Origin of the sequence: Lysobacter solisilvae, assembly GCF_016613535.2 — a bacterium.
GTDB lineage: Bacteria > Pseudomonadota > Gammaproteobacteria > Xanthomonadales > Xanthomonadaceae > Agrilutibacter > Agrilutibacter solisilvae.
In genome coordinates this window covers 2,267,025-2,279,503 of sequence record NZ_CP071518.1, presented here as the reverse complement: position 1 = coordinate 2,279,503, position 12,479 = coordinate 2,267,025, and the positions used below count along the sequence as shown (strand labels likewise).

Sequence of the window (12,479 nt, the reverse complement as noted above, 5' to 3'; positions counted from 1 at the left end):
GACCTCGCCCTGCAATTCCCTTGACGGCCACCGACATGAGCACATACACCGCCCCGCTCTCCGACATCCGCTTCGTGCTCTACGACCTGCTCGACGTGCCGTCGCATTTCGAGCGCCTCGGCCACGTCGACGCCACCCGCGACCTGCTCGACGCGGTGCTCGAGGAAGCCGCGCGCTTCACCCAGACCGTGCTGGCGCCGCTCAACGAAACCGGCGATCGCATCGGCTGCAGCTTCGACAAGGCCACCGGCGCGGTCACCACGCCTCCTGGCTTCAGGCAGGCCTACCGCCAGTTCGTCGAAGGCGGCTGGACCGGCCTGGTGTCGCCGGTGGAGTTTGGCGGCCAGGGCCTGCCCTACACCGCGGGCGTGCCGCTCAAGGAGATGATCGACGCCGCGAACCTGGCCTGGGGCAATTTCCCGCTGCTGTCGCACGGCGCCACCGATGCGCTGCTCAACCACGGTGAGGACTGGCAGCGCGAAGTCTTCCTGCGTCCGCTCGTCGACGGCACCTGGACCGGCACGATGTGCCTCACCGAACCGCATTGCGGCACCGACCTGGGCCTGCTCAAGACCCGTGCGACGCCCAACGACGACGGCAGCCACGCCATCAGCGGCACCAAGATCTTCATCACCGCCGGCGAGCACGACATGACCGAGAACATCGTGCATCTCGTGCTGGCCCGACTGCCCGACGCGCCGGCCGGCAGCCGCGGCATCTCGCTGTTCGTCGTGCCCAAGTTCAAGGTGGCGCGCGATGGAACCATGGGCGGCGCCAACGCCGTGCGCTGCGGCAGCATCGAACACAAGATGGGCATCCATGGCTCGGCCACCTGCGTGCTCAACTTCGATGGCGCGCAGGGCTACCTCGTCGGCCAGCCGCACAAGGGCCTGGCGGCGATGTTCACCATGATGAACACCGCGCGCCTCGGCGTCGGCGTGCAGGGCCTGGGCCTGTCGGACCGGGCTTACCAGAACGCGCTGCGCTATTCCCGCGAGCGCCTGCAGAGCCGTTCGCTCTCCGGCGCAAAGTTCCCGGACAAGCCGGCCGACCCGATCATCGTGCAGCCCGACGTGCGCCGCATGCTGCTGACCTGCAAGGCGCTGATCGAAGGCGGCCGCGCCATGAGCTACCACGCCGGGCTGCTGGTCGACATCGCCGAGCGCGCACCGTCGGAACAGGAACGCAAGCAGGCCGACGCCCTGGTGGGTTTCATGACGCCCATCGTCAAGGCCTGCCTCACCGAATGGGGCGTGGAATGCACCTACCACGCGCTGCAGTGCTTCGGCGGCCACGGCTACATCGCCGAACACGGCATGGAACAGCTGGCCCGCGATGCGCGCATCACCACGCTCTACGAGGGCACCACCGGCATCCAGGCGCTCGACCTGCTCGGCCGCAAGGTGATGCAGCAGCAGGGCGCGGGATTGCAGCTGCTGCTGCCGATGATCGAGACCTTCTGCAACGAACAGTCGGGCAACGAGGCGGTGGCCGAATTCATCGGCCCGCTGCGCGAGAAGATCGCGCAGTGGCAGCAGCTGACCCTGCAGATCGGGCAGCGGGCCGTGGCCAATGCCGAGGAAGTGGGCGCGGCCGCCTACGACTACCTGATGTTCAGCGGTTACGTGGCACTGGCCTGGTGGTGGGCGCGCAGCGTGGCGGCCGCGGAAGGCTCGGCGCAGTCGGCGTCGTTCAAGTCGGGCAAGCGCGAGACGGCCAAGTTCTATTTCGCCCGCATCCTGCCGCGCACGCTCACGCACGCCGCCGCCATCGCGAGCGCCGCAAGCACGCTCACCGCCCTGGACGAGGCCGCGTTCGACGCATGACCATCCGTCCTGCCCGGCACGGCGACCATGCCTTCATCCTCGGCCTGTGCGAACGCTTCACTTCGTTCGAACTGCCCCTGGGGCGTGACCGCGCGGTCGTGACCCAGGTGCTCCACGATGACATCGACAAGCACCTGCGCCAGGACACGCCCGACTCCTTCTTCTTCGTGATCGAGGACGGCGGCCAGCGCGCCGGTTTCGTGCACCTGCAGCTGATGACCGATTTCTTCGGCCGGGGCCGCAACTGCCATGTTTCCGACCTGGCCATCGACGCCGCCTTCGAAGGGCGCGGCCTGGCCAGCGCGTTGTTGCGTCACAGCGAGACCTTCGGCCGCGAGAACGGTTGCGCCCAGGTCACGCTGTCGGTGTTTCCGGCCAACACGCGGGCGCGGGAACTCTATGAACGGCAGGGATTCAGCATGGAACTGCTGCGGATGGCCAAGCGCCTGGAGCCGTGAAGGCGCGCATCGCCCACGGCGATACACAAAACGTAAACAATGCGGTATAAGCTGGGTTCCCAATGGAGACCGACAGAGCCCTGAGGCTGGTCCGACCTGGGAGCCGCACCGCAGCGGATGCTTCACCGCGCGACCTCGCCTCGCTCCGCGCCCGTCCCACCAGCGTTCCGCCCACGCCAGGCTGCGCCGATCCGGCCGCCGCCCTACCCGCTGTCTACGCACCTTCCACGGACCGCCTCAATGCGGTCCGTCTGCTTTCGCTCGATGCGCACGGTCGCGTGCTGGACTGGATGAGCTGGCAGGACGCCGCCTGCCTCTATGCGCGCGGCGCCGTCGCCTGGACACTCGGCGACCCCTGCCTGCAGGTGCATGGCGGGATCTGCCGGCGCACCGGTGTGCAGAGCCTGATCGAACTGCATCCGATCGTCGCCGCGCGCGGCCACGCACGCGCCCATGCCCTCGACCCGACACCGGCCCTGACCAACGTCGCGCTGTTCGCGCGCGATGCCCATCTGTGCATGTACTGCGGGCATGAATTCAGCCGCCCCAGCCTGACGCGCGACCACGTCCTGCCGGTTTCCAAGGGCGGGCGCGATGTCTGGGAGAACGTGGTCGCCGCCTGCTTCCACTGCAATTCGCGCAAGGGCAACCGGACACCGCAGCAGGCCGGCATGCCGCTGCTGGCCGTGCCCTACCGACCGAGCTGGGTCGAGCACCTGATCCTGAGCAACCGCAACATCCTCGCCGACCAGATGGCGTTCCTGAAAAGCCAGCTGCCTCGCAACGCGCGGATGTCGGCCTAGTCGGCCTGGACGAATGTCGGACTAAGCAGCATGTCGGACCAGCGCGCAGGTTGGCCGGTGCCGATGTCGCCACTGGCGCGGCTGCGTGCAGGCGCAGGGCCGGCAAGCCCGACCAAGCCTGGATCCCGGCCTGATCCATGTTCCGTCGGCTGAACGACCCGGCCTTCCGCCTGCCCGCGGGCCGTCCGCGCCCCCATGACCTTCGCCAGGGACCGTCACTTCGCGTTGACGGCCCGGGGCCGCCGCGCAACACTCGGGGCCTCTGTCATATCGGATCACCGCCGCATGCTCCCGACTTTCGGACTCACTGGCATGGACGCTGCCACCGAATCCGCACTCCAGTCCGCCTTCGCGGAAGCCAGCATGCGGATGGGCGGGCGCTGGCCCCTCGTCTCCGAACAGGACGCCACCCACGTGGTCGTCGACATGGACAGCATGTATGGCCCGATGAGCTGGTTGCGCCTGCATGGCGCCGGCAAGGTGGTGATCGGACTGACCTCCGCGCCGCGCGCGCAGACCGACTTCCGCCTCGGCAAGCCTTTTACCCCGGAGTCCGTCGCGCAGCTGCTGCAGGAAATCGCGCCGGCCGAGGACGGGGCTCCGCGCGGCACCACGCCCGCGCCGATGCCGGCCGACCAGTTGCCAGAAGAACGTCCGATCGTTCCCAGCGAGGAGCGCGCCGCGCCTGACCAGGCGGCGTCGGCGGCCGTCGCCGCCACCCTGGGACACGCCGACCGCACCGCCGGCACCCCGCGCGGAAGCGCCCAGCGCCGCCCCGCCGGCGGCCAGCGCCGCCACGCCGGTCCCGCCGCCTGCGCCGGCCCCGCCCCCGCCGCCCGCTCCGCCGCGCGAACGCACCCTGATCGACTGGCTGGCACCGGGTCAGCTGCCGGGTCGGGTGCGCCTGCAGCGCGCCGGCACCGACCTGCTGATCGACGTCGGTCAACAGCTGTACTTCGGTCCCGCCACGCTCAAGCCACTGGCCTCTCACGTCGAGTCGGTGCTCGCCGCGGGCGATTTCGTCCCCGTCGACCCGACGCAATGGGACCGTGACGTGGCAACGCTGGGCGCCGGCCAGCCGCTCAGCCGCCTGCTCTGGTTCTGCGCATTGCAGGCCGGCAAGGGCCAACTGATGGCAGGATTCAGCGACGCCGCGCGCTATCGCCTGCTCAAGTGGCCGCAGACCGAACGCGAGTTCCCCAAGCATTTCCGCATCGCCACGGCGATGATGAAAGGTCCGGCGACGCTGGAGGAAGTCACCAGCGCCTGCGGCGTCACCGCGGCTGAAGTGGCCGATTTCGTGAACGCCAACCTGTGGCCACGGGCTACGCCGAGCCTTACCGCGAGCCAGAGCCCGAGCCCGAGCCGCAGAAGTCGTCCGGCCTGTTCGGACGCCTGCGCGGACGCTGACGGCGAACTGTCCGTCCAGGCGGGGGACAGGGCATTTGCTTGCCCCTGTCCCTGCGCGGCGGGACAATGAAGGACTTGCCGTCCGGGCCTCGAGCCACTGCGTCCCAGAACTGATGATCGATCCGCAGCTCTACCCGCGTCTCTCCCGCATCCAGGTTCCCGCCGACCTGCGGCAGTTCCCCGAAGATGAACTGCGCGGCATCGCCGACGAACTGCGGGCCTACCTGATCGAACAGGTGGCCATGGTCGGCGGCCATTTCGGCGCGGGCCTGGGGCGTGATCGAGCTGACCGTCGCCCTGCACTGGCTCTTCGACACGCCCACCGACCGCCTGGTATGGGATGTCGGCCACCAGTGCTATCCGCACAAGATCCTCACCGGCCGGCGCGACTCGATCCATACGGTGAAGCAGGCCGGCGGCGTCGCGCCCTTCCCCAAGCGTGAGGAGAGCGAATACGACACCTTCGGCGTCGGGCATTCCTCCACCTCGATCTCCGCGGCGCTGGGCATGGCCATCGCGCTGCAGCGCGCGGGCGACGACCGCAGGGTGGTGGCGGTGATCGGCGACGGCGCGATGACCGCAGGCATGGCATTCGAGGCACTGAACCATGCCGGCGGCATGGAACCGGAACCGAACCTGCTCGTCGTGCTCAACGACAACCAGATGTCGATCTCCGAAAACGTCGGCGCGATGACCAAGATGCTCGGCCGCCTCACCGGCAGCCGCACGCTCAATGCCCTGCGCGAAGGCGGCAAGAAGCTGCTGGGCGACAAGCACAAGCCGGCGGCCAAGTTCGTCAAGCGCTGGGAAGAACACTGGAAAGGCATGTTCGTGCCGTCCACCCTGTTCGAGGAACTGGGCTTCCACTACACCGGCCCGATCGACGGCCACGACATGGGCGCCCTGCTTGCCACCATGAAGACGCTCCGGACGCTGAAGGGCCCGCAGCTGCTGCACATCATCACCACCAAGGGCAAGGGCTACGAACTGGCCGAAGGCGACCAGATCGGCTACCACGCCGTGGGTCCGTTCGACCCGAGCAAGGGCCTGGTGGCCAAGGCGGGCGCGAAGAAGCCGACGTACACCGATGTCTTCGGCGACTGGCTGTGCGACATGGCCGCGGCCGATTCCCGGCTGATGGGCATCACCCCGGCGATGCGCGAAGGCTCCGGCCTGGTGCGCTTCAGCCGCGAATTCCCCGATCGCTACTTCGACGTGGCCATCGCCGAACAGCATGCCGTGACGCTGGCCGCGGGCATGGCATGCGAAGGCGCCAAGCCGGTGTGCGCGATCTATTCCACGTTCCTGCAGCGCGGCTACGACCAGCTAGTGCACGACGTGGCCATCCAGAACCTCGATGTGCTGTTCGCGCTGGACCGCGGCGGCGTCGTGGGCCCGGACGGCGCCACGCACGCGGGCAACCTCGACCTGAGCTACCTGCGCTGCGTGCCGAACATGGTGGTGATGGCCGCCAGCGACGAGAACGAGTGCCGCCAGATGCTCAGCACGGGCCACCACTACCCGGGGCCGGCGGCAGTGCGTTATCCGCGCGGCACGGGGCCCGGCGTCGCGGTGCAGCCGAACCTGGACGTGCTGCCGCTCGGCAAGGCCGAGATCCGCCGGCGCGGCGCTGGCATCGCGCTGCTCGCCTTCGGCGCGGTGCTGCCGGCGGCGTTGCAGGCTGGCGAGGAACTCGGCCTGACGGTGGTCAACATGCGTTTCGTCAAGCCGCTGGACCACGAACTCATCCTGGAACTGGCGGCCTCGCACGAGGGGCTGGTGACGCTGGAAGACAACGTGTTGGCCGGTGGCGCCGGCTCGGGCGTCGCCGAGCTGCTCGCCGCGCACGATCGCAACATGCCGGTGCTGCACATGGGCCTGCCTGACGAGTTCCAGCACCACGCCAGCCGCGAACAGCTGCTCGCCGAAGCCGGCCTGGATGCGGCCGGCATCCGCGACAGCGTGCTGCGCCGCTGGCCGAAGCTGGCATCCCCGGCCCCGCGAAGCGCAGCGCGCTGACGCGACCCGGACGACCGGCGCGATGGCTTCCGGCGCGGTCCTGTCGAACTTCACCGCGCCCGTGGCCTGGGGCACCGGCTTCGCGACCCTGCCCGCAGCGCAGGTCGTGGCCCTTGGCGTCGCCTACTTCGGTCTGCTCTATTTCGTTACCGGTGGCGTGACCTGGCTGCTGACGCGTCGCGTGTTACCCGCGCTTGGCTGGGGGCGCTTGCTCGATCCGCGCGCATTGGCGCCGGGCCAGGTCCGGCGCGAGATGAGCGAGTCAGTGGTGTCGGTCCTGATCTTCGGCGTCGGCCTGCTGCTGCCGTGGGCGCTGCTGCAGGTGGGATGGGCGCAGCTGGCCGCGCAGGCCTCGCCGATGCGCGTGGCGATCGAAATCGCGGTGCTGTTCCTGTGGAACGAACTGCACTTCTACGTGAACCACCGCATGCTGCACGCGCCCCTGTTGCGCCGCTTCCACGGCGACCACCACCGCTCGCAGGTGGCCACGCCCTGGTCGACCTACGCCCTGCACCCGGTGGAAGCGCTGCTGCTGGGCAGCGTGCCGATCGTGCCGATGCTGCTGCACGACTTCACCTTTCCAGCGCTGGTATGCCTGCCGGTGTTCAGCATCATGCTCAACAACCTGGGGCACTCGAACTACGAGTTCAGCCGCACGCCCAGCGCGCATGGCTGGCTGGGCGCGAGCCGTCGCCACCATCTCCACCACGCCTGCTACAACGGGAACTACGGCTTCCTGCTGGAAGTCTTCGACCGGTGGGCCGGTTCCGTGCTGCCGCCGGACTCGGCCGATGCGCGGATACGCGCCGGCCGCGACTCCGACGCACCCGCCACCACCCGCGCGCGCTGAGCGCGCGTCCCCTTCCTTCCAAGGACTGCTGCATGCCCCTCCGCTTCGAGCGCACCTGGATCCATGGCAGCGGAAGGTTCCTGCCCGGCGAGCCCGTCGACAACGAGCAGATGGACGCCTACATCGCGCCGCTGTCACGCCTCTCGCCACGCATCAAGCGCCGCATCCTGGCCGAGAACGGCATCCTCACGCGCCACTACGCAATCGACACCGACGGCCAGACCGTTCATTCCTGTTCGCAGATGGCCGCGGCGGCAATCCAGGATTGCCTGGCTGGAACGAACTCGACGCTGGAAGCCCTCGGCATGCTGGCCTGCGGCACGTCCGGCGGCGACCTGCTGATGCCGGGGTTCACCAGCATGGTGCAGGGCGAACTCGCCGCCCCCCCGATGCAGATCCTCTCGGCGCACGGCATCTGCGCCTCGGGCGTCGCCGCCTGGGAAGCGGCCGCCAGCGCGGTGGAACTGGGCGCGCACTCGCATGCCATGGTGGCCGCGGCGGAAATGCCCTCCCGCCTGTTCAAGCGCTCGCGCTTTGCCGCGCGCGGCTACGACGCGGACTTCGACGCACACTTCCTGCGCTGGATGCTTTCCGACGGTGCCGGCGCGCTGCAGCTGACCTCGGCGCCCGCGCAGCAGGGCCTGCGGCTGCGGCTGCGCTTCATGCACCAGCGTTCTTTCGCCGGGGACTACCCGGTGTGCATGCAACTGGGCATGACGCCCGATGGCACGCGTCGCCATGTCGACTACGACGGATGGCGGGACGCGGAAGCCGACGGCGCCCTCTTCCTGCGCCAGGACATCCGCCTGCTGCCGCACCTGTTCGACATCGGCGTCCACGAGTACGCCACGCTGGCGCACGAGGGCTGGATCGATCCGGCCACGATCGACCACTTCCTGTGCCACTACTCCTCCGAGCGCTTCGCGCCGGTGGTCGACGAACTGATGGCCAAGGCCGGCTTGGCGATCCCGCGATCGAAGTGGTTCTCAAACCTGGTCACGCGCGGCAACACCGGTGCGGCTTCGATCTTCATCATGCTCGACGAGTTCCTGCGCACGCACACGCTGCAGGCCGGGCAGAAGATCCTGTGCTTCATTCCCGAATCGGGACGGTTCACGGTGGCCTTCGTGCTGATCGAGGTGGAGCACGCAGAGGCGCAGGGAGCAGCGGCTGCGCCTGCGCACGCGCCGACGCCGGCATCCACGCGTCCGGCCACGCCGCCCTCGGACGATGTCATCGCACCTCCCCACGACCCCGCGGACGCTCCTGCGGCATTGCGGCACCTGCTGGGTGAACTGGCCACCCTCTGGCACGACTACCGATCGCGTGCGTGGCGTACGCCAGTGATCCGTCGCCTGCGCGAGCGCGGTTTCACCCGCGCCGACTACGTGGCCTGGGCGGAAAACTGGATCCCGCAGGTACGCGAGGGCAGCAAGTGGATGCGCGAGGGCGCCGCGTCGGTGCAGGCGCCGTACGAAGCACTGTCGTCGCTGATCCAGACCCACGCGGGCGAGGAACAGGACGACTACGAGATCCTCTACGCTGACTACCGGCGCGCCGGCGGCACCGTCGAACTGGACGCGCTGCGCCGCAACCCCGGCGGCGAGGCCCTCAACAGCTACCTGCACGCGCTCGCCGCCCGCCCCAATCCGCTCGGCCTGCTGGGTGCGATCTACATCATCGAAGGCACCGGCCAGCGGATCATTCCCGCACTGCTCCCGCTGATGAAGGCCAGCCTCATGCAGGGTCCCGACGCGCTGCCGGCCGACGCGTTCCGTTTCCTCGAATACCATGGCGCCAACGACGAGCACCACCTGTTGCGCTGGCTGCGCGCGGTGGAAATAGTGCTGGAGCACGACGAGGCGAACGGCGGCGCGGGTGCACAGGCCATCATCGACACCGCCCGCCGCACCGCCCAGCTGTACCTGATGCAGTTCGAGCACGTGACGCCATGAAGCATTCGCCCGAGTTCCTGGAACAGACCTACGACCCGCGCGATCCCAGCCCATGGCTGGCGCTGTACCTGGACCAGAGCACGCCGCTGTCGGAGGAAGTGAAGCGGGCATGGCTGGCCGATTCGAGCTCGCGCTCGCGGCAGTTCGTGCTGCCCTTCATCCGGCCTTTCGCGCGCACGCTGATCGTGCTGTTCCAGGTGGTCAAGGTCTTCATCCCGCGCGTGGCATTCTCGCGCGCTCTGCACCGGCTGCTGGCCTGGGGCATGGAGAACTTCATCCGCCCCGAGGCCAACTGGCTGATCCTGCGGCATTTCCACCTGGGCTCGCAGATCCTGGGTTTCATCGCGGCCAACGCGCCCGTCGAGGTGCCGACCAATCCGCTGCGACCGGGCGTGATCGCCGACGTGCGCGAGGACATGTTCCTGGTGCACGACCTCAACCTCTACAACTTCGTGATCCGCCTCAACCAGAACCTGCGCGCCGCCGGGCGTGAACTGGAACCCGTGGCGCGGCCGGACTTCTCGATGATCGCCCCGCCGCCGCTGCGGCTGGAGGACATGCCGCGCCGGGGCCGCAACTTCCTCGACCTGCAGAGCTCGATCGAACTGTTCACGCCGATCTACCAGCTCCTGCTCACCGACAGCGATTTCTGGCGCGCCACCAACTCCCTGCAGCTGGATGAGACCATCGGCCTGTACGTGGCGACGATCCTGGACGCACGCGCGCACCTGATGCTGGTCAACAACGGCCACCCGCTGGTCCCCATGTCCACGCTGCGCGCGGGATTCCGGCTGACCCTGCATGGCCTGTCGACAGAGATGGCGCACGCCTTCCTGATGGCGCGGCAGCAGCACCAGGCCGTGACGCAGATCTGAAGCCCACCCGGTTGTAGCCGCCCCACCGAGGCCACCCCGCCGGTCACGACGCGGTCATCGCGCCGCCACCGGCCGGCAACACGGCGCCCGCACGCTCCTCCAAACCGGGGAGCCCGCATGCGCTACGCCATCGTTACCGAGACCTACCCGCCCGAGGTCAATGGTGTCGCCCTGACCGTGCAGGGCCTGGAACTGGGCCTGCGCGCCCGCGGCCACGACATCGCCGTGATCCGTCCCCGACAGGCGCACGAAGCCTCGCTGGAGGCCCAACCGCATGAACTGCTGGTCCGCAGCGCGCCCCTGCCACGCTATCCGGGCCTGCGCGTGGGCCTGCCGGCCACCCGCCGGCTGCTGGCGGCCTGGCGCGAGACACGGCCCGACGCGGTCTACGTGGCCACGGAAGGTCCGCTGGGCTGGTCCGCACTCCGGGCCGCGCGACGACTGGGCATCCCGGCGGCCACGGGGTTCCATACCCGGTTCGACGAATACATGCGCGACTACGGCGCCCCGTTCCTGGCCTCCACCGCGCTGCGCTGGATGCGCCGCTTCCACAATGCCGCCGACGCCACGCTGGTGCCCACGCGCGAGCTGCAGCGGTTCCTGGAAGGCGAGCGCTTCGACAACGTCGTGCAACTGCCCAGGGCCGTGGATACCGCGCTGTTCGACCCGGCACGCCGGGACCATGGCCTGCGTGCGCAGTGGGGCCTGAACCGTGACGGCATCGCGGCGATCTACGTGGGCCGCATCGCCGCGGAGAAGAACCTGGACCTGTCCGTACGCGCATTTCGCCAGTTGCAGGCAGTGCGTCCGGACGCCCGCTTCGTATGGGTCGGCGACGGCCCCGCGCGCACCCGCCTGCAGCAGGCCAATCCCGACTTCGTGTTCTGCGGCGTGCAACGCGAACAGGAGCTGGCGCGGCACTTCGCCAGCGGCGACCTGTTCGTGTTCCCCAGCCACAGTGAAACCTTCGGCAACGTGACGCTGGAAGCGATGGCCAGTGGCGTGCCGACCATCGCCTTCGACTACGGCGCGGCGCACGAGCACCTGCGCCACGACATCGACGGAGCGGCCGTTGCAACGGGCGACGATGAAGGCTTTGTCCAGGCGGTGGTACGCATCGGCACCGACGACCCGCTGCGCGCCGCGATGCGGCATGCCGGTCGCGTCCGGGTCGCCGGCCTGCGGCCCGAGCAGGTGGCCGCCGATTTCGACGCCCTGCTGCAGGACATGGCGCTGCGCCGGGTGGCGCCGGTCGGCTTGCCGACGATCGCCTCCGCCGTCGCGCCGCCTGAGGAGATCTCATGAAACTGCCCGATGCGCATCGCCTGCTCTCCGGAGACCGTGCCTGGTGCCTGCGGGCGAATCGGCTGGGCGAAGGCCAGGGCACGCGCAGGTATTTCGCCGCCGTCAGCCGGCTCGGAGACGGGCTGTTCTGGTACGCGCTGATGGTTACGCTCGTCCTGGCCGATGGCATGGCCGGGGTGGCGGCAAGTGCACACGTCGCCGCCACCGGCGTCGTCGCCCTGCTGCTCTACAAGGCGCTCAAGCGCTGGACGCGGCGGCCGCGTCCCTTCGCACGCGATACGCGCATCCGCGCCTGGGTCGCGCCGCTGGACGAGTTCTCGTTTCCCTCCGGCCACACGCTCCACGCGGTGGCCTTCAGCCTGGTGGCGATCGCCCACTATCCGCCCCTGGCCTGGCTCCTGGTGCCCTTCACAGCCAGCGTCGCCGCCTCCCGCGTAGTGCTCGGACTGCACTATCCCAGCGACGTGTTGGCCGCGACCGCGATCGGCGTCGTCATCGCCGCGGTATCGCTGTGGGCGGTGCCCGGCGTCACGCTCGCCTTCTAGTCGCTCCACGCGAGGAAGTCACACCGGTCCCGCACCGGGTGGCAGAAGAATGTCCAGACGATGTTGCGCTCGCGGTAGGTCCAGGCCACGCGGCCGGATGCGCGATGCTCCCGGACGATGCCTTCCCAGTCGTCGAAGGGACCCTGGGCCGGGGCACCCAGCGTGAGGCGGCCGAAGAAGGCGCCTGCATCGGTATCGCTGAAGCCGAAGTCGCCCTCGGCGGCCTCGGGCTTGAGGTGGTTCGCGATGCTGATGTCATGCGCCGATCCCGGGAGAACAGCCGGCAACCCTCCGCCTCCATCGGCCATGAGTGCTGCGCGGGTGTCGTAATGACCGCGCACGCCACCGGGATCGGACACGAACAGGACAAGCAACACCAGCAGCCAGGGGGACTTCATCGGGGCTCCGGTTCTCGTCGTCGAGGCAAGGCGGC

The 12,479-nt window shown here is 69.1% G+C and carries 9 protein-coding genes and 2 pseudogenes; 10 read left to right on the top strand and 1 reads right to left on the bottom strand.

Going from position 1 to position 12,479, the window contains the following annotated elements; all coding sequences use genetic code 11:
* Nucleotides 1-35 precede the first annotated feature (35 nt).
* The 10 genes and pseudogenes from I8J32_RS10135 (at nt 36) to I8J32_RS10090 (ending at nt 12,046) form a co-directional block, all read left to right on the top strand.
* Nucleotides 36-1,826: an acyl-CoA dehydrogenase C-terminal domain-containing protein gene (locus tag I8J32_RS10135; RefSeq protein WP_200611689.1), complete on the top strand. Its 1,791-nt coding sequence runs from the start codon at nt 36-38 to the stop codon at nt 1,824-1,826.
* Complete coding sequence (locus I8J32_RS10130) at nt 1,823-2,284, top strand: GNAT family N-acetyltransferase (RefSeq protein ID WP_200611686.1); 462 nt, start codon at nt 1,823-1,825, stop codon at nt 2,282-2,284. Before I8J32_RS10135 ends, I8J32_RS10130 begins: the two co-directional genes overlap by 4 nt.
* A gap of 236 nt (nt 2,285-2,520) precedes the next feature.
* Nucleotides 2,521-3,087: pseudogene (locus I8J32_RS10125) on the top strand (HNH endonuclease); the annotation flags it as partial.
* A gap of 898 nt (nt 3,088-3,985) precedes the next feature.
* Nucleotides 3,986-4,567, top strand: coding sequence for a hypothetical protein (locus I8J32_RS10120; protein ID WP_207526546.1), 582 nt, complete (start codon nt 3,986-3,988; stop codon nt 4,565-4,567).
* A gap of 43 nt (nt 4,568-4,610) precedes the next feature.
* Nucleotides 4,611-6,516: pseudogene (gene dxs, locus I8J32_RS10115) on the top strand (1-deoxy-D-xylulose-5-phosphate synthase).
* A 22-nt stretch (nt 6,517-6,538) separates the two neighbouring features.
* Nucleotides 6,539-7,366, top strand: a complete 828-nt coding sequence (locus I8J32_RS10110; protein ID WP_200611678.1) for a sterol desaturase family protein — start codon at nt 6,539-6,541, stop codon at nt 7,364-7,366.
* 32 nt (nt 7,367-7,398) lie between these two features.
* Nucleotides 7,399-9,321, top strand: a complete 1,923-nt coding sequence (locus I8J32_RS10105) for a 3-oxoacyl-[acyl-carrier-protein] synthase III C-terminal domain-containing protein (RefSeq protein ID WP_200611676.1) — start codon at nt 7,399-7,401, stop codon at nt 9,319-9,321.
* Nucleotides 9,318-10,196 (top strand): DUF6999 family protein, encoded by an 879-nt coding sequence (locus tag I8J32_RS10100; protein WP_200611675.1) that lies wholly within the window; start codon nt 9,318-9,320, stop codon nt 10,194-10,196. The genes I8J32_RS10105 and I8J32_RS10100 overlap by 4 nt, the downstream gene beginning before the upstream one ends.
* Before the next feature lie 117 nt (nt 10,197-10,313).
* Nucleotides 10,314-11,501, top strand: coding sequence for a glycosyltransferase family 4 protein (locus tag I8J32_RS10095; protein ID WP_200611674.1), 1,188 nt, complete (start codon nt 10,314-10,316; stop codon nt 11,499-11,501).
* A complete protein-coding gene (locus I8J32_RS10090) occupies nt 11,498-12,046 on the top strand; it encodes a phosphatase PAP2 family protein (RefSeq protein ID WP_200611673.1) in 549 nt (182 codons plus the stop codon). Before I8J32_RS10095 ends, I8J32_RS10090 begins: the two co-directional genes overlap by 4 nt.
* On the opposite strand, the gene I8J32_RS10085 is transcribed toward I8J32_RS10090, so the two are convergent.
* Complete coding sequence (locus I8J32_RS10085; RefSeq protein ID WP_200611672.1) at nt 12,043-12,444, bottom strand: hypothetical protein; 402 nt, start codon at nt 12,442-12,444, stop codon at nt 12,043-12,045. The genes I8J32_RS10090 and I8J32_RS10085 overlap by 4 nt on opposite strands.
* Nucleotides 12,445-12,479 lie beyond the last annotated feature (35 nt).